Source organism: Pseudomonas sp. 10-1B (genome assembly GCF_000935045.1).
Lineage (GTDB): Bacteria > Pseudomonadota > Gammaproteobacteria > Pseudomonadales > Pseudomonadaceae > Aquipseudomonas.
In genome coordinates this window covers 53142-76207 of the sequence record NZ_JYKS01000008.1, presented here as the reverse complement: position 1 = coordinate 76207, position 23066 = coordinate 53142, and the positions used below count along the sequence as shown (strand labels likewise).

The window sequence follows — 23066 nt, the reverse complement described above, 5'->3', positions numbered from 1 at the left end:
GCGGCCAGGCCCGTCCAGAGCGCTGGAACACACAGCGCCATACGTATCGATCATTCGGGGATCCTGACATGGAACTGGTTGTAAAAAGCGTAGCTGCTGCATCCGTAAAAACCGCCACCCTGGTCATCCCGGTAGGTGAAGGCCGCAAGCTCGGCGCCGTTGCCAAGGCCGTCGACCAGGCCAGCGAGGGCGCCATCAGCGCCGTGCTCAAGCGCGGCGACCTGGCCGGCAAGCCAGGCCAGACCCTGCTGCTGCAGAACCTCCAGGGCCTGAAGGCCGAGCGCGTACTGCTGGTGGGCAGCGGCAAGGACGAAGCCCTGGGCGACCGCGCCTGGCGCAAGTTGGTCGCCAGCGTCGCCGGCGTGCTCAAGGGCCTGAACGGCGCTGACGCGGTGCTGGCCCTGGACGATATCGCGGTCAGCAACCGCGACGCCCACTACGGCAAGTACCGCCTGCTGGCCGAAACCCTGCTCGACGGCGAGTACGTGTTCGACCGTTTCAAGAGCCAGAAAGCCGAGCCGCGCGCCCTGAAAAAGGTCACCCTGCTGGCCGACAAGGCCGGCCAGGCCGAGGTCGAGCGCGCCGTCAAGCACGCCAGCGCCATCGCCACCGGCATGGCCTTCACCCGCGACCTCGGCAACCTGCCGCCTAACCTGTGCCACCCAAGCTTCCTGGCCGAACAGGCCAAGGACCTGAGCAAGGCACACAAGGCCCTGAAGGTGGAAGTGCTGGACGAGAAGAAGATCAAGGACCTGGGCATGGGCGCGTTCTACGCCGTGGGCCAGGGCAGCGACCAGCCGCCACGCCTGATCGTGCTCAACTACCAGGGCGGCAAGAAGGCGGACAAGCCGTTCGTGCTGGTCGGCAAGGGCATCACCTTCGACACCGGCGGCATCAGCCTCAAGCCAGGCGCCGGCATGGACGAAATGAAATACGACATGTGCGGTGCCGCCAGCGTGCTCGGCACCCTGCGCGCAGTGCTCGAACTGCAGCTGCCGGTCAACCTGGTGTGCCTGCTGGCCTGCGCCGAGAACATGCCAAGCGGCGGCGCTACCCGCCCAGGCGACATCGTCACCACCATGAGCGGGCAAACCGTCGAAATCCTCAACACCGACGCCGAAGGCCGCCTGGTGCTGTGCGACACCCTGACCTACGCCGAGCGCTTCAAGCCACAGGCGGTGATCGACATCGCCACCCTGACCGGCGCCTGTATCGTCGCCCTGGGCAGCCACACCACCGGCCTGATGGGCAACGACGACGACCTGGTCGGCCAGTTGCTCGACGCCGGCAAGCGGGCCGACGACCGTGCCTGGCAGTTGCCGCTGTTCGACGAGTACCAGGAGCAGCTGGACAGCCCGTTCGCCGACATGGGCAACATCGGCGGGCCGAAGGCCGGCACCATCACCGCTGGCTGCTTCCTGTCGCGCTTCGCCAAGGCCTACAACTGGGCACACATGGACATCGCCGGCACCGCCTGGGTCAGCGGTGGCAAGGACAAGGGCGCCACTGGCCGCCCGGTGCCCCTGCTGACCCAGTACCTTCTGGACCGCGCTGGCGCCTGACGCCATGAGGCCGGTGGCGCCCAGCGCGCCACTGGCCGGCGATACCCTCCATGAGCAAAGTCGACTTCTACATTCTGCCCACCGACTCGCTGTCGGCGCGGCTCGATTTCGCCTGCAAGCTGTGCGAAAAAGCCTGGCGCCTCGGCCACCGGGTCTACCTGCATTGCCAGGATGCCGAGCAGCGCAGCGAGCTGGACCAACGTTTGTGGCGCTTCAAGGGCGAGGCTTTCGTGCCCCACGACTTGGCCGAAGCGCACGCCGATGCCTGCGTGGTTCTGGGCCTGGCCGACGACGCCGGCGCACACCGCGACCTGTTGATCAACCTGGGCGCCAGCGTGCCAGGCTTCGCCAGCCAGTTCGAGCGGGTGGCCGAGATCGTGGTCGAAGAGCCTGGCATTCGCCAATCGGCCCGTGAGCGATTCCGTTTCTACCGTGAACAGGGCTATGCTCTGCAAGACCACCGCTTACAGCGACTTTGACGACGATGGACAAGCCCTCCCCCCTGCCCGACTCCGCCCATCTGCTCGATGACCTCGAGTCGATCCGCCAATTGCTTGGCGACGCCGACCTGCAACCACCGCTGCTGACCGAGACGGTGGAGCAGATCCCGTTGCTGCTGGAAGAAACCGCCGGCCACCCGGCGCCTGCCGCCGAACCGGTAGCTGCCGAACCTGAGGAAGACCCGCAGACCCGCCGCCAGGACACCCTGCTGCACCTGGAAAGCGAGCTGCGCGCGGCGGCGCAGATGATCATGCAGGACGTGATCAACGACTTTACCCCGCATATCGAGAACGAGATCAAACGCCGGCTGGATGCGCGGATCGAGCGGTTGATCAAGCGTTCCGAGTAAAGCCGGACATCGGTGTCGCCTGCTTCGCGGGCGCGCCCGCTCCCACAGGGACCTCACTGCCCTCAAGACCTGTGGTGGACTTGTGGGAGCGGGCGTGCCCGCGAAGCAGGCGACACTGTTCCGACAGTTGTCAGCAGCTTGTCGCCTGCGGCCCCCAGCTTGGTTATACTTCCCGGCTTTCCCGAATAAATGCACAGGGTCCCGCCGCGCATGGATAAGACCTACCAGCCGCACGCCATCGAAACTTCCTGGTACAACACCTGGGAGTCCGAGAACTATTTCGCTCCACAAGGTGCAGGCGAGTCCTACACCATCATGATCCCGCCGCCGAACGTGACCGGCAGCCTGCACATGGGCCACGGGTTCAACAACGCGATCATGGACGCCCTGATCCGTTTCCGCCGCATGCAAGGCCGCGACACCCTGTGGCAGCCAGGCACCGACCACGCCGGTATCGCCACGCAGATGCTGGTCGAGCGTCAACTCGAGGCCAAGGGCCAGAACCGGCATGACCTGGGCCGCGAAAAGTTCCTGGAAAAGGTCTGGGAGTGGAAGGACCAGTCCGGCGGCAACATCAGCCGCCAGATCCGTCGCCTGGGCTCGTCGGTAGACTGGAGCCGCGAGCGCTTCACCATGGACGACGGCCTGTCCGAAGCCGTTAAAGAAGCGTTCGTGCGCCTGCATGAAGACGGCCTGATCTACCGCGGCAAGCGCCTGGTCAACTGGGACACCAAACTGCACACGGCCATCTCCGACCTCGAAGTGGAAAACCACGACGAGAAAGGCCACCTGTGGAACCTGCGCTACCCGCTGGCCGACGGCGCCAAGACCGCCGAAGGCCAGGACTACCTGGTAGTCGCCACCACCCGCCCGGAAACCCTGCTGGGTGACGCGGCCGTGGCGGTCAACCCGAACGACGAGCGCTACCAGGCACTGATCGGCAAGTTCGTCGAACTGCCGCTGGTCGGCCGCCGCATCCCGATCATCGCCGACGACTACTGCGACCCCGAGTTCGGCACCGGCTGCGTGAAGATCACCCCGGCCCACGACTTCAACGACTACGAAGTTGGCAAGCGCCACAACCTGCCGCTGCTGAACATTTTCGACAAGAACGCCTTCGTGCTGGCCAGCGCCCAGGCCTTCAACCTCGACGGCAGCGTCAACGAGCAGGTCGACACCCGCCTGCCGGCCCAGTACGCCAACCTCGACCGCTTCGTCGCGCGCAAGCAGATCGTCGCCGACCTGGACGCCCAGGGCCTGCTGGTAAGCATCGACGACCACGCCCTGAAAGTGCCGAAGGGCGACCGTTCGGGCACCGTCATCGAGCCGTGGCTGACCGACCAGTGGTACGTCTCCACCAAGCCGCTGGCAGAGCCTGCCATCGCCGCCGTGGAAGATGGCCGCATCCAGTTCGTGCCCAAGCAGTACGAGAACATGTACTTCTCCTGGATGCGTGACATCCAGGACTGGTGCATCAGCCGCCAGCTGTGGTGGGGCCACCGCATTCCAGCCTGGTACGACGAGGCCGGCCAGGTCTATGTCGGCCGCAACGAGGCAGAGGTGCGCGCCAAGCACGAGCTGGGCGCCGACGTGGTTCTGCGCCAGGACGACGACGTGCTCGACACCTGGTTCAGCTCGGGCCTGTGGACCTTCTCCACCCTGGGCTGGCCGGAGCAGACCGAATTCCTCAAGAAGTTCCACTCCACCGACGTATTGGTGACTGGCTTCGACATCATCTTCTTCTGGGTTGCGCGCATGATCATGCTGACCATGCACCTGATCAAGAACGAGGACGGCACCCCGCAAGTACCGTTCAAGACCGTCTACGTACACGGCCTGGTGCGCGACGGCCAGGGCCAGAAGATGTCCAAGTCCAAGGGCAACGTCCTCGACCCGCTGGACATCGTTGACGGCATCACCCTCGACGCCCTGCTGGAAAAACGCACCAGCGGCATGATGCAGCCCAAGCTGGCCGAGAAGATCGCCAAGCAGACCAAGGCCGAGTTCCCCGAAGGTATCGCCAGCTACGGCACCGACGCCCTGCGCTTCACCTTCTGCTCGCTGGCTTCCACCGGCCGCGACATCAAGTTCGACATGGGCCGCGTCGAAGGCTACCGCAACTTCTGCAACAAGATCTGGAACGCCGCCCGCTACGTGCTGGACAAGGGCGAGGACTGCGGCCAGAACGGCGAAGCCTACGAGCTGTCGCTGGCCGACCGCTGGATCATCTCGCAGCTGCAGCGCACCGAAGCTGAAGTGACCCGCCAGCTGGAGCAGTTCCGCTTCGACCTGGCCAGCCAGGCGCTGTACGAGTTCATCTGGAACCAGTACTGCGACTGGTACCTGGAGCTGTCCAAGCCGGTACTGTGGGACGAGAATGCCCCGGTCGAGCGCGCCCGTGGCACCCGCCGCACCCTGGTGCGCGTGCTGGAAGTGGCGCTGCGCCTGGCACACCCGTTCATGCCGTTCATCACCGAAGAAATCTGGCAGCGCATCGCGCCGCTGGCCGGCATCGAAGGCAAGACCATCATGCTGCAGCCGTGGCCGGTGGCTAACGAAGCGCGCATCGATGCTGCCGCCGAAGGCGATATCGAGTGGCTCAAGGAGCTGATGGTCGGCCTGCGCAACATCCGCGCCGAGATGAACATCGGCCCAGGCAAGCCGCTGCCGCTGTTCCTGAAGAACGCCAACGCCGACGACCAGCGTCGCCTGCAGGAAAACGAAGCGCTGCTGAAGAAGCTGGCCAAGGTCGAGTCGTTCACTGTACTGGGCGATGCCGACGAAGCGCCGCTGTCGGCTACTGCCCTGGTCGGTGACCTGCAGGTGCTGGTGCCCATGGCCGGGCTGATCGACAAGGATGCCGAGCTGGCGCGCCTGAACAAGGAAATCCAGCGCCTGCAAGGCGAAGTGGCGCGCGTGGGTGGCAAGCTGGCCAACGCCGCCTTCGTCGACAAGGCACCGCCTGCGGTGATCGAGAAGGAACGCGCCAAGCTGGCCGAGTCCGAACAGGCCCTGGCCAACTTCACCGAGCAGCACGCGCGGATTGCAGCGCTTTAATCATTAGAGAAACCGCTGGGGCCGCTATGCGGCCCTTTCGCGACACAAGGCCGCTCCCACAGGCCGGCGCCGGGTTTGCAGGCGCCACCATCCTGTGGGAGCGGCCTTGTGTCGCGAAAGGGCTGCAAAGCAGCCCCAGGCTCTATCAGCCACCGCTCGTATAGGGCTGGACACTGCCATGACCCCGAACAAACCCACCCTGCACCCGCGCAACCGCCACCAGGGCCGCTACGACTTCCCCAGCCTGATCAAGGCCCACCCAGACCTGGCCCGCTTCACCATCACCAACCCCCACGGCAAACCCAGCATCGACTTCGCCAACCCCGAAGCCGTGCGGGTGTTCAACCGTGCCCTGCTCAAGGCCCAGTACGGCATCCAGCACTGGGACATCCCCGCCGACTACCTGTGCCCGCCCATTCCCGGCCGCGCCGACTACATACACGTGGCCGCCGACCTGCTGGCCGAAGACAATGCCGGAGAGATCCCCAAGGGGGCCCAGGTGCACGCGCTGGACATTGGCGTGGGCGCCAACTGCATCTACCCGCTGCTGGGGCACAGCGACTACCGCTGGCGCTTTCTTGGCTCGGACATCGACCCCGTGGCCCTGGCCTCGGCCAAGGCCATCGTCCAGGCCAATCGCCTGGACAAGGCCATCTCCCTGCGCCAGCAGGCTAACCGTGCGCATATCCTCAGCGGCCTGCTACAGGATGACGAACGCTTCGACCTGACCCTGTGCAACCCGCCCTTCCATGCCTCACGCGACGAAGCAACCCGTGGCAGCCAGCGCAAATGGAAGAATCTCGGCAAGCAGGACCCCAAGCGCAAGCTGCCGGTGCTGAACTTTGGTGGCCAGAACAACGAATTGTGGTGCGAGGGCGGCGAAATCCGCTTCGTCACCCAACTGGTTGGCGAAAGCGTGCAATACGCCGAGCGGGTGCTGTGGTTCACCAGCCTGGTGTCCAAGGCCAGCAACCTGCCGGGGATCGAGGCAGCGCTGAAGAAGGCCGGCGCCAAGGCCGTGCATATTGTCGAAATGGGCCAAGGGCAGAAGCACAGCCGCATGGTCGCCTGGAGCTTCCACGACGATGCCGCGCGCCGGGCCTGGTACGCCCAGGGTAAATCACAAGCATGAAAAAACCGCGCCCGGGCAAGCCGGGCGCGGTTTCGTCAAAGCGCCAACAATTACTTGTTGATGGCGTCGGTCAGCACTTTGGCTGGTACGAACTTGACGACTTTCTTGGCAGCGATTTCGATGGCAGCGCCAGTCGAAGGGTTGCGGCCGGTACGGGCAGGACGCTCGGAGACTTTCAGCTTGCCGATGCCTGGCAGGGTGATTTCAGCGCCGTTTTCCAGTTGGTCGGCAACGATCTGGCCCAGTTGCTCCAGAGCGTTCTTGGCGGTGGCTTTTGGCGCGGCGATCGATTCGGCGATGTCGGCAATCAGTTGGTCTTTGGTCAATGCCATGGTGGTGTTCCTTCCCTATCAAATTCGATGGTTATGCAGCGAACGACGACGTTATCGGGCCAGCCCCTGAAAAATGGAGGGCCGCACCAATCGCGTATGTAGATACGCAAATCGGCGTTTGGTTCGACACGACGACAGCAAGCTGCCAGCAATGCGCCACACGAGGGGCACAAGACCGCGCAAAGCTACCACAGGAACGGATAAATATCCGCTGCGCACTTCGATTTAATGCAGGTTTTTCGGGGGTTTTAGCCTAAAACGCACAAAACTGAACAAAAAACGAACAACCGGCATTTCTGCCAACATCCGGCCACTGCATCACCTTGTGTCTAGGGTAAACTTGACGACTTTTGCAGCTCGCCGAGAATCCCATGCCAATCCGTCATTGCATCGTTCACCTGATCGACAAAAAGCCCGATGGCAGCCCCGCCGTGCTGCATGCCCGAGACTCCGAACTGGCCGCCTCCGACGCCATCGAAAACCTCCTGGCCGATCTCAATGACAGCTACAACGCCAAGCAAGGCAAGGCCTGGGGCTTTTTCCACGGCGAGTCGGGTGCCTACCCACTGAGTGGCTGGCTGAAACAGTACCTGGACGCGGAAAAGGACTTCACCGCCTTCAGCCGTGTGGCCGTGGAGCACCTGCAAAAGCTGATGGAAGAGTCCAACCTGTCCACGGGCGGGCACATCCTGTTCGCCCATTACCAGCAGGGCATGACCGAATACCTGGCGATCGCCCTGCTGCACCACAGCGAAGGCGTGGCAGTGAACGCCGAACTCGACGTGACGCCGTCGCGCCACCTCGACCTTGGCCAATTGCACCTGGCGGCGCGCATCAACCTGTCGGAGTGGAAGAACAACCAGAACTCCAAGCAGTACATTTCGTTCATCAAGGGCAAGAACGGCAAGAAGGTCTCGGACTACTTCCGCGACTTCATCGGCTGCCAGGAAGGCGTCGACGGTCCAGGCGAAACCCGCACCCTGCTCAAGGCCTTCAGCGACTTCGTCGAGAGCGAGGACCTGCCGGAAGAATCTGCCCGCGAAAAGACACAGACCCTGGTCGAATACGCCACCACCCAGACCAAGCTGGGCGAGCCGGTGACGCTGGAAGAGCTGTCCAGCCTGATCGACGAGGACCGGCCCAAGGCGTTCTACGACCACATCCGCAACAAGGACTACGGGCTGTCGCCGGAAATCCCCGCGGACAAGCGCACCCTCAACCAGTTCCGCCGTTTCACCGGGCGTGCCGAGGGGCTGTCGATCAGCTTCGAGGCGCATTTGCTGGGGGATAAGGTGGAGTACGACGAGGCAGCGGGGACCTTGATCATCAAGGGGCTGCCGACCACCCTGGTGGACCAGTTGAAGCGGCGTAAGGACTGAAGGCCCTGGGGGCTGCTGCGCAGCCTAGGTCACCGAAGACAAGGCTCCATAGGAAGCCACCAACGCCTCCTTGGCCGACTTGCGCAGCCGCTTCACCAAGCGTTCCTGGCGCAACGCCTCGCCCTTGTCCGGCCATTGCTCCACGTACACCAGCGCCTGGGCCGGGCTGGTCTTGAAGTACCGTGCGCCCTGCCCTTTCTGGTGCGCGGCAAAGCGCCGCTGTGGGTCATCGCTGATGCCGCAATACAACGAGCCGTTGGCCGCCCGTACCAGGTACACATACCAGGGCTTGCCAACCGCGGTTTCGACGACCTCACTCACCCTGGGCCTGCTGGAATGCGCGTAATCCCTTGAACGCCTGCAGGCGTACCTTGTTCTGCACCATCGGCGACCAGCCCAGCAGCACACCGGGCACGCCCAACGCTTGCCGCGACCAGCGCCACAAGTCGAAGGTATCGTCATGCTGGCAGATCAGCCCGTCGCGGATGACAAAGCGCGCCTGGATGTCATTGACCACGGTACGACCGGTCTGGCTGAACAGGTAGGTGGCCTGCCAATGCGCAGCGCCACTGCGCTCATCGGCGCGGACGTTGTCGAACGTCAGGGTGAAGTTCTTGGCCCGGCTGGTGAGCATCCGCCACATGTCGCCTGCGTCCTTGCCGCGCAGGGTGCCGAAGACCGGGTCGCTGAAGACGATATCGTCGCTGTAGCAGGCCACCATGGCTTCGGCGTCCAGGCGCTGGAAGGCCTGGTAGAAGCGGGTGATCAGGTCGCGGTTGGCGTCGGTCATGAGGGCTGGTCCGTCCTGGGTGTAGAAAGCTGCACGATAATCTGACCCGGTTGCTTATGCCAGTACCGGCCCTTTCGCGGGTAAACCCGCTCCCACAGGAAAGCGACAGGTCCGAAGCTTGTACAAATCCTGTGGGAGCTGGCTTGCCGGCGATAGGGCCGGTACTGCCAACAGCAGCTTCAGACTTTCTCGCTGGTCACCTGCACATGCAAAGCCCGCCCGGCACCTAACCCGAACACGATAGCCCCCACCCCGAGCGCGGCAAAAATCCAGCCGACTGCCGCCCAGCCGCCGGTCAGGTCATGCACCAACCCCACCGCGAACGGCCCCATCGACGCCAGGGTATAACCCACCCCCTGGGCCATGCTCGACAGGTTCGCCGCCACATGGGCATCCTTCGAGCGCAGCACGATCAAGGTCAGCGCCAGGGCAAAGGTCCCGCCCTGCCCCAGGCCGAGCACCACGGCCCAGCCCCACAGCCCGGAAACCGGTGCATATAGGCAGCCGAACAGGCCGGCCAAGGTGACCAGCATGACCAACACGATCGCCAAGCGCTGGTCCTTGCCGCGGGTGGCCAGCCAAGGCGCACTGAGCGAGCTGAGCAACTGCACGATCACCGACCCCGACAGCACCAGCCCCGCCTCGGTCGGGCTCAGGCCACGGCCAATCAGGATCGACGGCAACCAGCCGAAGACGATATAGGCCAACGACGACTGCAGGCCCATGTACAAGGTCACCTGCCAGGCCAGCGGGTCACGCCACAGGCCCCGCACGCGATAGGCCACCTTGTGCAGGCCATGCCCCTGGCGGGCCTGCGGCAACCACACCAGCATCGCCAGCACGGCCGGCAGCACCCAGAAGCCCAGCCCCAGTGCCCAGCTGCCATCGAAATGCTGGGCCAGGGGTACGGTGGCCCCCGCCGCCATGGCGGCGCCCAGGCACAGCGCCATGGTGTACACGCCGGTCAGGGTGCCCGCGTGCTGCGGGAAGTCGCGCTTGACGATACCCGGCAACAGCACGCCGATAATGCCAATACTGGCCCCCGCCACCAGGCTGCCAAGGAACACCCCGGTGGCCCCCAGGGTACTGCGCAGCAAGATCCCCAGCGCCAGGGTGACGAGAATGCCGAGGATTACCCGTTCGCTACCGAACCGCCGCGCCAGCACCGGTGCCAGCGGGGCGAACAGGCCCAGGCACAGCACCGGCAAGGTGGTCAGCAAGCCGGCCTGCGAGGCATTCAGCCCCAGGCCTGCGGATACCTGGCCCAGCACTGGCGCCATGCTCGACAACGCCGGGCGCAGGTTCAATGCCACCAGCACCAGGCCGAGCAATAGCAACCAGGGCCGCTGCAGCACCACCGGCTGCTGCTGGAGCTGCTCATCGTCAGCCTCGGCGTCGATCAGTAGTTCGTCGAGGTCTCGACCGCTCGGCGGGGTGTTACGGGTGATGGATTCAGCCATGGCCTTCTCTGGGTCAGGATTCGATGAGGGTACGGCTCAGGCCCTTGGCCCGCTCCGCGTCACGTTGTTCGATGGCATCGAGGATCTGCCCGTGCAGGTCGAACGTGGCCTGGCAGCGCGGCATGGTCGCCATGTTGTGCTGCAACGCAGCAGCCACCACCCCGGAAAAGTACCGATACAGCTCGCTTAACGCCGGGTTGTGGGCCGCATCGACCAGGCGCTGGTGAAATGCCAAGTCGCAGGCCACATAGGCATCGACATCACCGTGAAAATGCCTGGCACTGGCGGCCAGGGCATCACGCAGCGCTTGCAAGTCGGCATCGGTACGGCGCAGCGCGGCCAGGCCGATGGCCTCGGCTTCGAGGATGTGGCGGGTTTCACGGGCCTGTTCGGCGGTACAGCGGGACATTGCCTGCACCGCCTGCAGCGGGTCTTGGGCCGTGCGCAGGTAACTGCCGTCGCCTTGGCGAATTTCCACCAGGCCGCTGAAGGCCAGTACCCGCATGGCTTCGCGCACGGTGTTGCGGCTGATGCCCAGTTGCAGGGCCAGTTCCGGCTCAGTCGGCAAGCGCTGGCCGACCTGCCACTCGCCCAGCACGATGCACTCACGCATCCGCTCAACAGCCAGTTCGACCAAGGAGCGTTTGGTCAATTCGCTACGCATGCCACTCACCCAATCATCCGATGAATTGACCCAGCTTACTGGATGCCGGGCCACACCGTAAACCGCAGTTGAGCAAAACGCAGGCGCGCTTTTTTTGTGGGAGCGGCCTTGTGTCGCGAAAGGGCCGCAAAGCGGCCCCAGGATTTCAGCGTCGAAGCAAGAATTGCCGGGGCCGCTGCGCGACCCTATCGCGACACAAGGCCGCTCCCACAAGGGCCGCGCAGGGCAGCGGATGGCGTCAGTTCAACGCATCGAGCAGCGCCTGGTTCATCTCCGGCGTACCGATGGTAATACGCAGGAACTGGGCAATGCGTGGTTGCTTGAAGTGGCGCACGATCACGCCCTGCTCGCGCAGGCGTGCCGCCAGCTCACCGGCATCCTGCTGCGGGTGGCGGGCAAAGATGAAGTTGGCGGCCGAGGGCAGTACCTCGAAACCCTTGGCCTGCAGTTGCCCGACCAACACCTCGCGGCTGTCGATCACCTTGCGGCAGGTTTCCTCGAAATACTCGCGGTCCTCGAACGCCACCGCCGCGCCCACGATCGCTGCACGGTCCAGTGGGTAGGAGTTGAAGCTGTTCTTGATCCGCTCCAGCGCCTCGATCAGGTCCGGGTGCCCCACGGCCAGGCCAACTCGCAGGCCAGCCAGCGAGCGCGACTTCGACAGGGTCTGGGTGACCAGCAGGTTGTCGTAGCGGTCCACCAGGCTGATGGCCGTCTCGCCACCGAAGTCGATGTAGGCTTCATCGACCACCACCACCGAATCACGGTTGGCCTGCAGCAACTGCTCCACCGCCTGCAGCGGCATCAGGCAGCCGGTGGGCGCGTTGGGGTTGGGGAAGATGATGCCGGCGTTGGGCTTGTTGTAGTCCTCGATGCGGATCTGGAACTGCTCGTCCAGCGCCACCTGCTCGAAAGCGATACCGTACAGGCCGCAATAGACCGGATAGAAGCTGTAGCTGATGTCCGGGAACAGCAGCGGTGCATCGTGCTGGAACAGGCCATGGAAGATATGCGCCAGCACTTCGTCCGAGCCGTTGCCGACAAACACCTGCGCCGGGGTCACGCCGTAATACTCGGCCACCGCCTGTTTCAGCCGGTCACCGTTCGGGTCCGGGTACAGGCGCAGGTTGTCGTTCAGCTCGCCACGCATGGCCTCCAGCGCCTTGGGCGACGGGCCATAGGGGTTCTCGTTGGTGTTGAGCTTGACCAGGCGGGCCAGCTTGGGCTGCTCGCCCGGCACGTAAGGCACCAGGTCCTTGACGAAGGGGCTCCAGAATCGACTCATGCTCAGTTCCCCTTCTGTTGGGTCAGGATACGGTATTCAGCGCTACGGGCGTGGGCGGTCAGCGACTCGCCACGGGCCAGGACCGAGGCGGTGTGGCCCAGCTCGGACGCACCCTGCTCGGAGCAGAAGATGATCGACGAACGCTTCTGGAAGTCGTACACCCCCAGCGGCGACGAGAAACGCGCAGTGCCGGAGGTGGGCAGCACGTGGTTGGGCCCGGCGCAGTAATCGCCCAGCGCTTCGCTGGTGTGGCGGCCCATGAAAATCGCACCCGCGTGGCGGATGTGCGGCAGCCAGGCCTGCGGGTCGGCGACCGACAGCTCCAGGTGCTCCGGGGCGATGCGGTTGGCCACTTCCATGGCCTGCTGCATGTCGCGCACCTGGATCAGCGCACCACGGCCATTGACCGACTTCTCGATGATCTCGGCACGCTCCATGGTCGGCAGCAACTTGTCGATGCTGGCAGCCACACGGTCGAGGAACGCGGCATCCGGGCTGACCAGGATGGCCTGGGCGTCTTCGTCGTGCTCGGCCTGGGAGAACAGGTCCATGGCGATCCAGTCCGGGTCGGTCTGGCCATCGCACACCACAAGGATTTCCGAGGGACCTGCGATCATATCGATGCCGACCTGGCCGAACACGTGGCGCTTGGCAGTGGCGACGTAGATGTTGCCCGGGCCGACGATCTTGTCCACCTGCGGCACGCTCTCGGTGCCGTAGGCCAGCGCAGCGACGGCCTGGGCCCCACCGACGGTGAACACGCGATCGACACCGGCGATGCAGGCAGCCGCCAGCACCAGCTCATTGACCTCGCCACGCGGGGTCGGCACCACCATCACCACTTCGGCCACACCGGCAACCTTGGCCGGAATGGCGTTCATCAATACCGACGATGGGTACGACGCCTTGCCGCCCGGTACATACAAACCGGCACGGTCCAGCGGGGTGACCTTCTGGCCCAGCACGGTACCGTCGGCCTCGGTGTACTGCCAGGAATCCTGCTTCTGCCGCTCGTGGTACATGCGCACACGGTCGGCGGCCTTTTCCAAGGCTTCGCGCTGGGCCGGGGTAATGCGGGTCAGGGCCAGCTCCAGGCGCTCGCGGCCAAGGATCAGGTCATCAATGCTGGTGGCGGCAACGCCGTCGAAGCGCTGGGTGAACTCCACCAGCGCTGCATCGCCGCGCTCGCGCACGGCCTTGATGATGTCGAGCACGCGCTGGTTGACCGCGTCATCGGACACACTTTCCCAGCTCAGCAGATGATCCAGATGTCGCGCGAAATCCGGATCAGCAGCGTTGAGACGGGCAATTGCAGTGGACACGGTCATGGCGAGGGCCTCGATTATTAGCGAATGCTCAGGCGCCCTAGGCTACCAGTCCATCCGCGCGGGCACCCGAGAAAAATGGCTATGACGCGGATAGACGGGCGCGACAGCGAAGGTCGCGCGCAGGACTCAACCGCGGTGTCGCGATTCGACGGCTTGGCGCAGCGTGTCGATAAGGCTCTGGATACGGGCGTGCTGCATTTTCATGGAGGCCTTGTTGACCACCAGGCGCGAGCTGATCGTGGCGATCAGTTCCTGGGGCTCCAGGCCGTTGGCACGCAGGGTGTTGCCGGTGTCGACCACGTCGATGATCTTGTCGGCAAGGTTGATCAGCGGTGCCAGCTCCATCGAACCGTACAGCTTGATGATGTCGACCTGGCGGCCTTGTTCGGCATAGTAGCGCTTGGCCACGTTGACGAACTTGGTGGCCACACGCAGACGGCCCTTGGGCTCGGCTGCGCCGACCACGCCAGCGGTCATCAGCTTGCAACGGGCAATCTGCAGGTCCAGGGGCTCGTACAGGCCCTGGCCGCCGTACTCCATCAGCACGTCCTTGCCGGCCACACCCAGGTCGGCGGCACCATGCTCGACATAGGTCGGCACGTCGGTGGCACGCACGATCAGCAGGCGCACATCATCCTGCGTGGTAGGGATGATCAGTTTGCGGCTCTTGTCCGGGTTCTCGGTCGGCACGATACCGGCCTCGGCCAGCAACGGCAGGGTATCGTCGAGAATACGGCCTTTGGAAAGCGCGATGGTCAACATTGGAACGTCGGTCCTTAAGCGGCTACTGCCGGCCGGGCTGCTATAGCCCGACCGCATTCAATTCGAATGGCACATCCTTGTGCCAGTGGGCTACTAGCCCGGTACGCGGCGGATTTTCGCGCCAAGCATCTGCAGTTTCTCTTCGATGCACTCGTAACCACGGTCGATGTGGTAGATGCGATCGATCAGGGTATCGCCTTCGGCAACCAGCGCCGACAGCACCAGGCTGGCGGAAGCACGCAGGTCGGTGGCCATTACCGGGGCGCCCTTGAGCGCCTTTACTCCAGTGACGATGGCGGTATTGCCTTCGACCTGGATATGCGCGCCCATGCGGTGCATTTCGTAGACGTGCATGAAGCGGTTCTCGAAGATCGTCTCGATCACCGCGCCAGTGCCTTCGGCAATGGCGTTGAGCGAGATGAACTGCGCCTGCATGTCGGTCGGGAACGCCGGGTACGGAGCGGTACGCAGGTTGACGGCTTTCGGCCGCTTGCCGTGCATGTCCAGCTCGATCCAGTCTTCGCCGGTGTTGATGTCGGCACCGGCTTCCTTGAGCTTTTCCAGTACCGCTTCGAGGATGGTCGGGTCGGTGTCCTTGACCTTGACGCGGCCACCAGTCACGGCAGCGGCGACCAGATAGGTACCGGTCTCGATACGGTCCGGCATCACCCGGTAGTTGGCCGAACCCAGGCGTTCGACGCCATCGATGGTGATGGTGTCGGTGCCGGCGCCTTGGATGTTGCCGCCCATGGCGTTGATGAAGTTGGCCAGGTCGACCACTTCAGGCTCACGCGCGGCGTTCTGCAGCACGCTGCGGCCTTTGGCCAGGGCCGCGGCCATCATGATGTTCTCGGTACCGGTCACGCTGACGGTGTCGAAGAAGAAGTGCGCACCGCGCAGGCCACCTTCAGGCGCCTTGGCCTTGATGTAGCCACCTTCGACTTCGATCTTCGCGCCCATGGCCTCGAGGCCACGGATGTGCAGGTCGACCGGCCGCGAACCGATGGCGCAACCGCCCGGCAGGGCCACTTCGGCCTCGCCGAAACGGGCGACCATCGGGCCCAGTACCAGGATCGAGGCGCGCATGGTCTTGACCAGCTCGTAGGGCGCGACCAGGGTCTTGATGGTGCGTGGGTCGATCTCCACCGCCAGCTTTTCGTCGATCACAGGTTCGATGCCCATGCGGCCGAACAGCTCGATCATGGTGGTGATGTCGTGCAGGTGCGGCAGGTTGCCCACGGTGACCGGGCCATCGGCCAGCAGGGTCGCCGCCAGGATCGGCAAGGCTGCGTTCTTCGCGCCGGAAATGCGGATCTCGCCATCAAGGCGAGCGCCGCCAGTAATAATCAGTTTGTCCATTTGGAATCTCGCCGCCAAGTTGGCTCAGGTGCGCTCAGCCCAGGCTGCGCTGCTGAAAAATTTCATGGTTACCGCATGGATGCTGCCATTGGCGATCCACGGATTCAGGTGAGCATAGATCGCCTGCTGGCGTTTGACCGGGCTCAGGCCAGCCAACTCGTCGCTGATCACGTTCAACTGGAAGTTGCAGCCTTCGCCTTCAACTTCGACCCGGGAACCCGGCAATTTCTCTTCAAGGAAGCTTTTAACTTCTACGGCCTGCATGCTCAACCTCAATCGGCGCCCGATGCGCACGGGTCGGCCATCATACAAAAAAGCCCCTCGCCTGCGAAGCCCAACGAGGGCTTCGCTAACCGAGGGGCCATCATCCGTGCCGGGCCATCAGCTCGCCAGCACTTCGTCGAGGTCATAGACCTCGGCAATTTCCCGCATGTCGTCGGGCATGCCGCGCACCTCACAGGCCTTGCCGGCCGCCTGGGCGTCACGGATGAACGCCAGCAGCAGCGACAGGCCGACGCTGGACGATTTCGCGACAGCCGAGCAATCCAGCACCATCTGCGGCTCACGCGAGGCGTCGATCAGCGCCTTGCCCTGCTTGCGCAAGGCCGGGCCGCTGCGATAGTCCAGCACACCGGCCAGGCGCAACACACCCGGCTCGGCCATGCTTACAGCGGCCTCACTCATTTGACGGTCTTCTCTGGCGAGTTGTCGGCAGCTTCCTTGGCCTTGGCCACTTCGCCGGCCCAGCCGTCGATGGTCTTGTCCAGGTTGTTGCCGTTGCGTTGCATGGCGTCGGCGAACTGGTCGCGGAACAGCTTGCCGATATTGATGCCGTTGACGATGACGTTACGCACCTTCCACTCGCCACCCAGGTTTTCCAGGGTGTACTGCACCGGGTACACGGCGCCATTGTTGCCGGTGACCTTCATGCCTACAGAGGCACGCTTGCCGTCATCGGCCTTGGCCGGATCCACGACGATACCCTGGTTGTTGTACTCCAGCAGCGCGTTACCGTAGAACTGGAACAGACTGCGCTTGAAGTTTTCCTGGAAGCGCTGCATCTGCTCGGGCGTGGCCTTGCGCGAGTACTTGACGGTCATGATGCTCCTGGAAATACCGTCCGCATCGACCACCGGCGCGAGGATCCGGTCAAGGGTGTCGTAGAAAGCTTGTGGGTTGGACTTGTACTGCTCCTTGTTGGCCTTGAGCTCACCCAGCAGCTCGGTGGTGGTGCTCTGCACCACGTCGTGGGGCGTCTGCGCAGCCACGGTCAGCAGGGGGAAGGCCGCCAGCAGGACCAGCAGGCCGCGTCGCAGGATGGAAATCATGGATACTCCTTAATTAGCCGGTTGCGCTTCTTTCGGTTCCTTGCCAACGGAGTTGAGCAGGAACTTGCCAATCAGATCTTCCAGCACCAGGGCCGACTGAGTGTCATGGATGGTCGCGCCATCCTTGAGCACTTCGTCTTCACCGCCCACGCTGATGCCGATGTACTTCTCGCCAAGCAACCCGGCGGTGAGGATCGAGGCAGTGGAGTCGGTCGGCAGGTTGTCCACCGACTTGTCCAGTTGCAGCGTCACCCGACCCGTATAGGAGTCACGGTCCAGATCGATGGCGGTGACCTTGCCGATGGTCACCCCGGCCATGGTCACTTTAGCTCTGACCGTCAAACCGGCGATATTGTCGAAGTAGGCATAAACTTTATAGGTATCGCTGCTCGGGCTGGCCGACAGCCCGCTGACACGCAGGGCCAGCAGCAGCAGCGCCAGGATCCCGGCCAGGAGGAACAGGCCGACACCGATTTCCAGGGTGCGGTTTTGCATCAGAAATCTCCAAACATCAAGGCGGTCAGAATAAAGTCCAGACCCAGCACTGCCAACGAGGCATAGACCACGGTCTTGGTGGTGGCACGGCTGATCCCTTCTGATGTGGGCTCACAGTCGTACCCCTGGAATACGGCGATCCAGGTCGTGACGAAGGCGAATACCAGGCTCTTGATCAGCCCGTTGAGCACGTCGTCGGTGAAAGAAACACTGTTCTGCATGTTGGCCCAGAACGAGCCCTCGTAGACGCCCAGCCAGTCCACCGCCACCCACGAGCCACCCCAGATGCCGACCACGCTGAAGATCAGCGCCAGCAGCGGCAACGAGATGAAACCGGCCCACAAGCGTGGCGCGACGATGTACTTGAGCGGGTCGACGCCGATCATCTCCAGGCTCGACAACTGCTCGGTGGACTTCATGTTGCCGATTTCGGCGGTCAGTGCCGAGCCCGCGCGGCCAGCGAACAGCAACGCAGTCACCACCGGGCCGAGCTCACGCAGCAGGGTCAGGGCGACCATCTGCCCCACCGCCTGCTCCGAGCCGTACTTGGTCAGGATGCTGTAGCCCTGCAGTGCCAGCACCATGCCGATGAACACCCCGGACACGACGACGATCGCCAGCGACAGCACGCCCACCGAGTACAGCTGCTTGGTCAGCAGCTGGAAGCCGCCGCCGATGCCGCCGCGCCCGACCAGCGCATGGAACAGGAACAGGCAGGAACGCCCCAGTACCGCCAGCACGTCGATCGCCGAGCGACCCAGCAGGCGGACACGTTCGAGTAAGGATTTTCTGCGCATCAACGCGCCCCCAACAGGTCGGCGCGGTAGTCAGGCGCAGGAAAGTGGAAGGGTACCGGGCCGTCCGGGTCGCCCTTCATGAATTGGCGAATCCGTGGGTTGTCCGAGCCCATCAGCTCGTCAGGAGTGCCCTGGCCCAGCACCTGGCCGTCACCCACCACGTAGATGTAGTCGGCGATGCTGGCGGTTTCTGCCAGGTCATGGGAGACGACGATGCTGGTGATGCCCAAGGCATCGTTCAGCAGACGGATCAGCCGCACCAACACGCCCATGGCAATCGGGTCCTGGCCGACGAACGGTTCGTCGTACATGAGGATCTGCGGGTCCAGGGCGATCGCCCGGGCCAGTGCCACGCGGCGCTTCATGCCACCGGACAGCTCGTCGGGCATCAGGTCGATGGCACCGCGTAGGCCCACGGCCTGCAACTTCATCAACACGATGTCGCGGATCATTTCATCCGACAGCTGGGTGTGCACACGTAGCGGAAAAGCGACGTTCTCGAACACATCGAGGTCGGTGAACAGCGCACCGCTCTGAAACAGCACACCCATCTGCTTGCGGGCGTCGAACAGGTCGCTGCGCGACAGCGTCGGCAGGTTCTGCCCGGCAACCCATACCTCGCCACTGGAGGGGCGCAACTGCGCGCCCATCAGGCGAAGCAACGTGGTCTTGCCGCAACCCGATGGCCCCATGATGCCGGTGACCTTGCCGCGCGGGATGCGAATGTCGACGTTGCTGAAAATGCTGCGCGAACCGCGTTTGAAGGTAACCCCCTTCAACTCGACCGCGTAGGCGCTATCCACACTCATCTAGACTCCTTGCTAGTGCAGCCTCGTCCTAGTGGACGCTGGCCTTCATCTGGAAGGCACACGCGCCCCTGGCAGGCCGAATAGCGGCGAACTATAGCACCGCTGGCAGCGCCGCCCCAAGGCCGGGAAGCGAGTCGTTCAGCCCCGCGACAGGCTGGCGAGGCCTTCGCCACGGCAATCGAAAGCGTGAGGGTTTCTTTCATTGCGGCTATAATCGCCGCCTTTTCATCAGGCATTGCTTTTTCGACATGAGCCAATCCAGCGAGCTGATCCAATCCGCCCAACGCACCCTGCGCCTGGAACTCGAGGCCGTAGAGGCCCTGCTGGCGCGCATCGACGACAATTTCGTCAAGGCCTGCGAACTGATCCTGGCCAGCAAGGGCCGGGTCGTCGTGGTCGGCATGGGCAAGTCCGGGCACATCGGCAACAAGATCGCCGCCACCCTGGCCAGCACCGGCACACCGGCGTTTTTCGTGCACCCGGCCGAGGCCAGCCATGGCGACATGGGCATGATCACCCGCGATGATGTCATCCTTGCCCTGTCGAATTCCGGCAGCACCGCCGAAATCATCACCCTTCTGCCTCTGATCAAACGCCTGGGCATCAAGCTGATCAGCCTGACCGGCAACCCGGATTCGCCGCTGGCCCAGGCCGCCGAGGTCAATCTCGATGCCCGCGTCGAGCAAGAGGCCTGCCCGCTGAACCTGGCGCCCACCTCCTCCACCACGGCATCGCTGGTGCTGGGCGACGCGCTGGCCATCGCCCTGCTCGAGGCCCGCGGCTTCACCGCCGAGGACTTTGCCTTCTCGCACCCAGGTGGTGCGCTGGGCCGCCGCCTGCTGCTCAAGGTCGAGAACGTGATGCACGCCGGCGACGCCCTGCCCCAGGTACCGCGCGGCACCCTGCTCAAGGACGCACTCCTTGAAATGTCTCGCAAAGGTTTGGGCATGACCGTGATCGTCGAAGCCGACGGCAGGCTGGCCGGGGTCTTCACCGACGGCGACCTGCGCCGCAGCCTGGACCGCAATATCGACGTGCACACCACCCTGATCGACCAGGTAATGACCGTGCACGGCAAGACGGCCCGCGCCGAAATGCTCGCCGCCGAGGCCTTGAAGATCATGGAAGACCACAAGATCGGTGCCCTGGTGGTGGTGGACCGCGATGACCGCCCGACCGGTGCCCTGAACATGCATGACCTGCTGCGCGCCGGCGTAATGTAAAGGAGCGATGGAATGAACCAGGACCTCATGCAACGCGGCAAAGGCATCAAGCTGGCAGTGTTCGACGTGGATGGCGTGCTCACCGACGGGCGCTTGTACTTCCTCGAGGACGGCAGCGAATTCAAGACCTTCAACACCCTCGACGGCCAAGGCATCAAGATGCTCATGGCCTCGGGCGTGACCACCGCGATCATCAGCGGGCGCAAGACCCCGGTGGTCGAACGCCGGGCGAAGAACCTCGGCATCCCGCACCTGTACCAGGGCCGCGAGGACAAATTGGTCGTGCTCGACGGCCTGCTCGCCGAGCTGGGCCTAAGCTATGATCAAGTAGCCTACTTGGGCGACGACCTGCCCGACCTGCCGGTGATTCGCAGGGTAGCCTTGGGCATGGCAGTGGCCAACGCCGCACCATTCGTCCGCCAGCACGCCCATGGCGTGACCCAGGCACGCGGCGGTGAGGGTGCGGCCCGTGAATTCTGCGAACTGATCATGCAGGCCCAGGGCACCCTGGACACTGCCAACGCCAACTACCTGTAAGGCTGCCCATGTTCAGCAAAAAAGTCCGCAATATTGCGCTGCTGGCGGCGATCGCCGCCGTGCTCGCAGCCATCGGCTACTGGAATGTCAGCCCGGAGAGCTTCCTCGACCAGCCCGTGGCGCAGGTCGATGAAAGCGCCATCGACTACTATGCGATCAACGCCCATAGCGTGCAGTTCTTGCCGGACGGCAAGTTGCAGTACGAAATGACCGCAGACAAGGTCGAGCACCTGAAGGCCTCTGAAGTTACCCTGGTGACCACGCCGAACCTGCACATGTACCGCGGCACCGAATACCCCTGGCACGTCCAGAGCGAGCGCGCCGAGGTAAACCCGGACGGCAGCGAGGTCGAACTGATCAACCAGGTACGTGTCGCCCGCACCGACGAAAAGCAGCGCGACACCATCATCACCAGCTCACGCATGACCGTATTCCCGCAGAAGCAATATGCGCAGACCGAGCAAGCCGTTAAAATCGACGGCGCCGGTGGCACAACCACGGGCAAGGGCATGAAAGCGTATTTGAAAGAAGGCAAGATGGACTTGCTCTCTAACGTAAGAGGACAGTATGAGGCTCGTTAAAACCCTCCCCCTTTTGCTCAGCCTGAGCGCAGCACTGGGAAGCGCGAGCGCCTTCGCCCTGCCGAATGACCGTGATCAGCCCATCCGCATCCAGGCCGACAACGCGCATCTGGACGACAAGCAGGGTGTCGCGACCTATACCGGTGACGTGATCATCACCCAAGGTTCGATGATGATCAAAGGCAATACCGTGACCATGACCCGCGCCGCCAATGGCGACATCGACGTGGTCACCTCGGTTGGCAACCTGGCCTACTTCGAGCAACAGCAGAGCACCGCCAAGCCCGACAAGATGAAAGGTTGGGCAGTGACCATTCAGTACCAGGCGCAGAAAGACACCGTGATCCTCACCGACCGCGCCAAGGTCGAGAACGAGGGCAATACTACCGAAGGCGAGAAAATCGTCTACAACACCAAGACCCAGGTGGCGACCGCCGGCCGTGGCGGCAACGTGACCCAACCACGTCAGCGCATCGACATGGTGATCCAGCCCAAGAAGAAGGCCGAGTAAATGGCAACCCTCAAAGCCCAGCACCTGGCCAAGAGCTACAAGGGGCGGCAAGTCGTACGTGACGTCAGCCTGTCGATCGACAGCGGCCAGATCGTCGGCCTGCTCGGCCCCAACGGCGCCGGCAAGACCACTTGCTTCTACATGATCGTCGGCCTGGTCCAGGCCGAACAGGGGCGCGTACTGATCGACAGCCTCGATGTCAGCCACCAGCCCATGCACGGCCGCGCCCGCGCCGGTATCGGCTACCTGCCGCAAGAAGCCTCGATCTTTCGCAAACTGTCGGTGGCTGACAACATCATGGCCATCCTCGAGACCCGCAAGGACCTCGACCGCGACGGCCGGCGCAAAGAACTGGAAAGCCTGCTGCAGGAGTTCCACATCAGCCACATTCGCGACAACCTTGGCATGAGCCTGTCCGGTGGCGAACGCCGCCGCGTCGAGATTGCCCGCGCGCTGGCGACCGCGCCCAAGTTCATCCTGCTGGATGAACCGTTCGCCGGTGTCGACCCGATCTCGGTCGGTGACATCAAGCAGATCATCCATCACCTCAAAGCCAAAGGCATCGGCGTACTGATCACCGACCACAACGTGCGCGAGACCCTGGATATCTGCGAAACCGCCTATATCGTCAATGATGGCCAACTGATCGCCGAAGGCGACGCCGAGACCATCCTGGCCAATGACCTGGTCAAAGAGGTTTACCTAGGCCACGAGTTCCGGCTCTGACCCCGGCACGTGCCTGGAGCACTGGCAAATTGCCCTGAAACTGGGGTTAAAGTTGTTACAGCGCTCTAGGCAAACGCTACAATTTAAGGCATAAAACTT

General features: G+C 63.6%; 26 protein-coding genes. 11 read left to right on the top strand and 15 right to left on the bottom strand.

What is annotated here, in order from left to right; translation table 11 throughout:
- Nucleotides 1-68: 68 nt before the first annotated feature.
- From TZ03_RS07020 to rlmF, 5 genes are all read left to right on the top strand, one after another.
- Nucleotides 69-1562: a leucyl aminopeptidase gene (locus TZ03_RS07020; RefSeq protein ID WP_051096622.1), complete on the top strand. Its 1494-nt coding sequence runs from the start codon at nucleotides 69-71 to the stop codon at nucleotides 1560-1562.
- A 50-nt stretch (nucleotides 1563-1612) separates the two neighbouring features.
- On the top strand, nucleotides 1613-2041 hold the full coding sequence (locus TZ03_RS07015; protein ID WP_051096621.1) for a DNA polymerase III subunit chi: 429 nt from the start codon (nucleotides 1613-1615) through the stop codon (nucleotides 2039-2041).
- Nucleotides 2042-2046: 5 nt separating this feature from the next.
- Entirely contained in the window at nucleotides 2047-2412 is a 366-nt protein-coding gene (locus TZ03_RS07010) for a hypothetical protein (protein WP_051096620.1), read from the top strand.
- 210 nt (nucleotides 2413-2622) lie between these two features.
- On the top strand, nucleotides 2623-5469 hold the full coding sequence (locus TZ03_RS07005; RefSeq protein ID WP_051096619.1) for a valine--tRNA ligase: 2847 nt from the start codon (nucleotides 2623-2625) through the stop codon (nucleotides 5467-5469).
- Nucleotides 5470-5647: 178 nt separating this feature from the next.
- Nucleotides 5648-6601: a 23S rRNA (adenine(1618)-N(6))-methyltransferase RlmF gene (gene rlmF, locus TZ03_RS07000; RefSeq protein WP_051096618.1), complete on the top strand. Its 954-nt coding sequence runs from the start codon at nucleotides 5648-5650 to the stop codon at nucleotides 6599-6601.
- Between the two features lie 50 nt (nucleotides 6602-6651).
- Here the strand turns inward: rlmF and TZ03_RS06995 are convergent, their stop codons facing one another.
- Nucleotides 6652-6933 carry an HU family DNA-binding protein gene (locus TZ03_RS06995; protein ID WP_003255106.1) on the bottom strand — a complete coding sequence of 94 codons (282 nt, stop codon included), beginning with the start codon at nucleotides 6931-6933 and terminating at the stop codon, nucleotides 6652-6654.
- Nucleotides 6934-7304: 371 nt separating this feature from the next.
- Between TZ03_RS06995 and yejK the strand changes: the two genes are divergently transcribed.
- A complete protein-coding gene (gene yejK / locus TZ03_RS06990; RefSeq protein WP_051096617.1) occupies nucleotides 7305-8312 on the top strand; it encodes a nucleoid-associated protein YejK in 1008 nt (335 codons plus the stop codon).
- Nucleotides 8313-8336: 24 nt separating this feature from the next.
- Here the strand turns inward: yejK and TZ03_RS06985 are convergent, their stop codons facing one another.
- From TZ03_RS06985 to TZ03_RS06920, 14 genes are all read right to left on the bottom strand, one after another.
- Nucleotides 8337-8633 (bottom strand): GIY-YIG nuclease family protein, encoded by a 297-nt coding sequence (locus TZ03_RS06985; protein ID WP_051096616.1) that lies wholly within the window; start codon nucleotides 8631-8633, stop codon nucleotides 8337-8339.
- Nucleotides 8626-9102, bottom strand: coding sequence for a nuclear transport factor 2 family protein (locus TZ03_RS06980; RefSeq protein ID WP_051096615.1), 477 nt, complete (start codon nucleotides 9100-9102; stop codon nucleotides 8626-8628). The genes TZ03_RS06985 and TZ03_RS06980 overlap by 8 nt, the downstream gene beginning before the upstream one ends.
- A gap of 179 nt (nucleotides 9103-9281) precedes the next feature.
- Nucleotides 9282-10562 carry a CynX/NimT family MFS transporter gene (locus TZ03_RS06975; protein WP_051096614.1) on the bottom strand — a complete coding sequence of 427 codons (1281 nt, stop codon included), beginning with the start codon at nucleotides 10560-10562 and terminating at the stop codon, nucleotides 9282-9284.
- Nucleotides 10563-10575: 13 nt separating this feature from the next.
- Nucleotides 10576-11226: a FadR/GntR family transcriptional regulator gene (locus TZ03_RS06970; protein ID WP_051096613.1), complete on the bottom strand. Its 651-nt coding sequence runs from the start codon at nucleotides 11224-11226 to the stop codon at nucleotides 10576-10578.
- A 238-nt stretch (nucleotides 11227-11464) separates the two neighbouring features.
- On the bottom strand, nucleotides 11465-12511 hold the full coding sequence (gene hisC, locus TZ03_RS06965; protein WP_051096612.1) for a histidinol-phosphate transaminase: 1047 nt from the start codon (nucleotides 12509-12511) through the stop codon (nucleotides 11465-11467).
- A gap of 2 nt (nucleotides 12512-12513) precedes the next feature.
- A complete protein-coding gene (gene hisD / locus TZ03_RS06960; RefSeq protein WP_051096611.1) occupies nucleotides 12514-13839 on the bottom strand; it encodes a histidinol dehydrogenase in 1326 nt (441 codons plus the stop codon).
- 126 nt (nucleotides 13840-13965) lie between these two features.
- Complete coding sequence (hisG, locus tag TZ03_RS06955) at nucleotides 13966-14601, bottom strand: ATP phosphoribosyltransferase (protein WP_051096610.1); 636 nt, start codon at nucleotides 14599-14601, stop codon at nucleotides 13966-13968.
- A gap of 93 nt (nucleotides 14602-14694) precedes the next feature.
- Nucleotides 14695-15960, bottom strand: a complete 1266-nt coding sequence (gene murA / locus TZ03_RS06950; RefSeq protein ID WP_051096609.1) for a UDP-N-acetylglucosamine 1-carboxyvinyltransferase — start codon at nucleotides 15958-15960, stop codon at nucleotides 14695-14697.
- 24 nt (nucleotides 15961-15984) lie between these two features.
- Nucleotides 15985-16224, bottom strand: a complete 240-nt coding sequence (locus TZ03_RS06945) for a BolA family protein (protein ID WP_003255121.1) — start codon at nucleotides 16222-16224, stop codon at nucleotides 15985-15987.
- A gap of 117 nt (nucleotides 16225-16341) precedes the next feature.
- Nucleotides 16342-16644 carry a lipid asymmetry maintenance protein MlaB gene (locus TZ03_RS06940; RefSeq protein WP_051096608.1) on the bottom strand — a complete coding sequence of 101 codons (303 nt, stop codon included), beginning with the start codon at nucleotides 16642-16644 and terminating at the stop codon, nucleotides 16342-16344.
- The gene (locus TZ03_RS06935; RefSeq protein ID WP_051096607.1) at nucleotides 16641-17288 is read right to left on the bottom strand and encodes a phospholipid-binding protein MlaC; all 648 of its coding nucleotides are present in this window, start codon (nucleotides 17286-17288) and stop codon (nucleotides 16641-16643) included. Before TZ03_RS06935 ends, TZ03_RS06940 begins: the two co-directional genes overlap by 4 nt.
- A 9-nt stretch (nucleotides 17289-17297) precedes the next feature.
- On the bottom strand, nucleotides 17298-17783 hold the full coding sequence (gene mlaD, locus TZ03_RS06930; protein WP_010952152.1) for an outer membrane lipid asymmetry maintenance protein MlaD: 486 nt from the start codon (nucleotides 17781-17783) through the stop codon (nucleotides 17298-17300).
- Entirely contained in the window at nucleotides 17783-18580 is a 798-nt protein-coding gene (gene mlaE, locus TZ03_RS06925; RefSeq protein ID WP_051096606.1) for a lipid asymmetry maintenance ABC transporter permease subunit MlaE, read from the bottom strand. Before mlaE ends, mlaD begins: the two co-directional genes overlap by 1 nt.
- Nucleotides 18580-19389: an ATP-binding cassette domain-containing protein gene (locus tag TZ03_RS06920; RefSeq protein WP_012270662.1), complete on the bottom strand. Its 810-nt coding sequence runs from the start codon at nucleotides 19387-19389 to the stop codon at nucleotides 18580-18582. The genes mlaE and TZ03_RS06920 overlap by 1 nt, the downstream gene beginning before the upstream one ends.
- 248 nt (nucleotides 19390-19637) lie before the next feature.
- Here TZ03_RS06920 and TZ03_RS06915 point away from each other — a divergent pair, with 248 nt between their 5' ends.
- From TZ03_RS06915 to lptB, 5 genes are read left to right on the top strand one after another with little or no spacing between them, the layout of a single operon-like run.
- Nucleotides 19638-20612 carry a KpsF/GutQ family sugar-phosphate isomerase gene (locus TZ03_RS06915; RefSeq protein ID WP_051096605.1) on the top strand — a complete coding sequence of 325 codons (975 nt, stop codon included), beginning with the start codon at nucleotides 19638-19640 and terminating at the stop codon, nucleotides 20610-20612.
- 12 nt (nucleotides 20613-20624) lie between these two features.
- On the top strand, nucleotides 20625-21149 hold the full coding sequence (locus TZ03_RS06910) for a KdsC family phosphatase (protein WP_051096604.1): 525 nt from the start codon (nucleotides 20625-20627) through the stop codon (nucleotides 21147-21149).
- 8 nt (nucleotides 21150-21157) lie between these two features.
- Nucleotides 21158-21730, top strand: a complete 573-nt coding sequence (gene lptC, locus TZ03_RS06905) for an LPS export ABC transporter periplasmic protein LptC (RefSeq protein ID WP_051096603.1) — start codon at nucleotides 21158-21160, stop codon at nucleotides 21728-21730.
- On the top strand, nucleotides 21717-22241 hold the full coding sequence (lptA, locus tag TZ03_RS06900; protein WP_051096602.1) for a lipopolysaccharide transport periplasmic protein LptA: 525 nt from the start codon (nucleotides 21717-21719) through the stop codon (nucleotides 22239-22241). The genes lptC and lptA overlap by 14 nt, the downstream gene beginning before the upstream one ends.
- Nucleotides 22242-22967, top strand: a complete 726-nt coding sequence (gene lptB, locus TZ03_RS06895) for an LPS export ABC transporter ATP-binding protein (protein WP_051096601.1) — start codon at nucleotides 22242-22244, stop codon at nucleotides 22965-22967.
- The last annotated feature ends 99 nt before the right edge of the window (nucleotides 22968-23066 follow it).

What these genes read in the sequence shown, in the direction of transcription:
- lptC (WP_051096603.1), top strand. Translation starts at nt 21,158, where the DNA reads ATGTTCAGCAAAAAAGTCCGCAATATTGCGCTGCTGGCGGCGATCGCC.
- TZ03_RS06920 (WP_012270662.1), bottom strand. Translation starts at nt 19,389, where the DNA reads ATGAGTGTGGATAGCGCCTACGCGGTCGAGTTGAAGGGGGTTACCTTC.
- TZ03_RS06975 (WP_051096614.1), bottom strand. Translation starts at nt 10,562, where the DNA reads ATGGCTGAATCCATCACCCGTAACACCCCGCCGAGCGGTCGAGACCTC.
- hisG (WP_051096610.1), bottom strand. Translation starts at nt 14,601, where the DNA reads ATGTTGACCATCGCGCTTTCCAAAGGCCGTATTCTCGACGATACCCTG.
- TZ03_RS07015 (WP_051096621.1), top strand. Translation starts at nt 1,613, where the DNA reads ATGAGCAAAGTCGACTTCTACATTCTGCCCACCGACTCGCTGTCGGCG.
- hisD (WP_051096611.1), bottom strand. Translation starts at nt 13,839, where the DNA reads ATGACCGTGTCCACTGCAATTGCCCGTCTCAACGCTGCTGATCCGGAT.
- TZ03_RS06915 (WP_051096605.1), top strand. Translation starts at nt 19,638, where the DNA reads ATGAGCCAATCCAGCGAGCTGATCCAATCCGCCCAACGCACCCTGCGC.
- TZ03_RS06995 (WP_003255106.1), bottom strand. Translation starts at nt 6,933, where the DNA reads ATGGCATTGACCAAAGACCAACTGATTGCCGACATCGCCGAATCGATC.
- mlaE (WP_051096606.1), bottom strand. Translation starts at nt 18,580, where the DNA reads ATGCGCAGAAAATCCTTACTCGAACGTGTCCGCCTGCTGGGTCGCTCG.
- rlmF (WP_051096618.1), top strand. Translation starts at nt 5,648, where the DNA reads ATGACCCCGAACAAACCCACCCTGCACCCGCGCAACCGCCACCAGGGC.
- lptB (WP_051096601.1), top strand. Translation starts at nt 22,242, where the DNA reads ATGGCAACCCTCAAAGCCCAGCACCTGGCCAAGAGCTACAAGGGGCGG.
- TZ03_RS06945 (WP_003255121.1), bottom strand. Translation starts at nt 16,224, where the DNA reads ATGCAGGCCGTAGAAGTTAAAAGCTTCCTTGAAGAGAAATTGCCGGGT.
- TZ03_RS07020 (WP_051096622.1), top strand. Translation starts at nt 69, where the DNA reads ATGGAACTGGTTGTAAAAAGCGTAGCTGCTGCATCCGTAAAAACCGCC.
- murA (WP_051096609.1), bottom strand. Translation starts at nt 15,960, where the DNA reads ATGGACAAACTGATTATTACTGGCGGCGCTCGCCTTGATGGCGAGATC.
- yejK (WP_051096617.1), top strand. Translation starts at nt 7,305, where the DNA reads ATGCCAATCCGTCATTGCATCGTTCACCTGATCGACAAAAAGCCCGAT.
- TZ03_RS06910 (WP_051096604.1), top strand. Translation starts at nt 20,625, where the DNA reads ATGAACCAGGACCTCATGCAACGCGGCAAAGGCATCAAGCTGGCAGTG.
- TZ03_RS06935 (WP_051096607.1), bottom strand. Translation starts at nt 17,288, where the DNA reads ATGATTTCCATCCTGCGACGCGGCCTGCTGGTCCTGCTGGCGGCCTTC.
- hisC (WP_051096612.1), bottom strand. Translation starts at nt 12,511, where the DNA reads ATGAGTCGATTCTGGAGCCCCTTCGTCAAGGACCTGGTGCCTTACGTG.
- lptA (WP_051096602.1), top strand. Translation starts at nt 21,717, where the DNA reads ATGAGGCTCGTTAAAACCCTCCCCCTTTTGCTCAGCCTGAGCGCAGCA.
- mlaD (WP_010952152.1), bottom strand. Translation starts at nt 17,783, where the DNA reads ATGCAAAACCGCACCCTGGAAATCGGTGTCGGCCTGTTCCTCCTGGCC.
- TZ03_RS06940 (WP_051096608.1), bottom strand. Translation starts at nt 16,644, where the DNA reads ATGAGTGAGGCCGCTGTAAGCATGGCCGAGCCGGGTGTGTTGCGCCTG.
- TZ03_RS06980 (WP_051096615.1), bottom strand. Translation starts at nt 9,102, where the DNA reads ATGACCGACGCCAACCGCGACCTGATCACCCGCTTCTACCAGGCCTTC.
- TZ03_RS06970 (WP_051096613.1), bottom strand. Translation starts at nt 11,226, where the DNA reads ATGCGTAGCGAATTGACCAAACGCTCCTTGGTCGAACTGGCTGTTGAG.
- TZ03_RS07010 (WP_051096620.1), top strand. Translation starts at nt 2,047, where the DNA reads ATGGACAAGCCCTCCCCCCTGCCCGACTCCGCCCATCTGCTCGATGAC.
- TZ03_RS07005 (WP_051096619.1), top strand. Translation starts at nt 2,623, where the DNA reads ATGGATAAGACCTACCAGCCGCACGCCATCGAAACTTCCTGGTACAAC.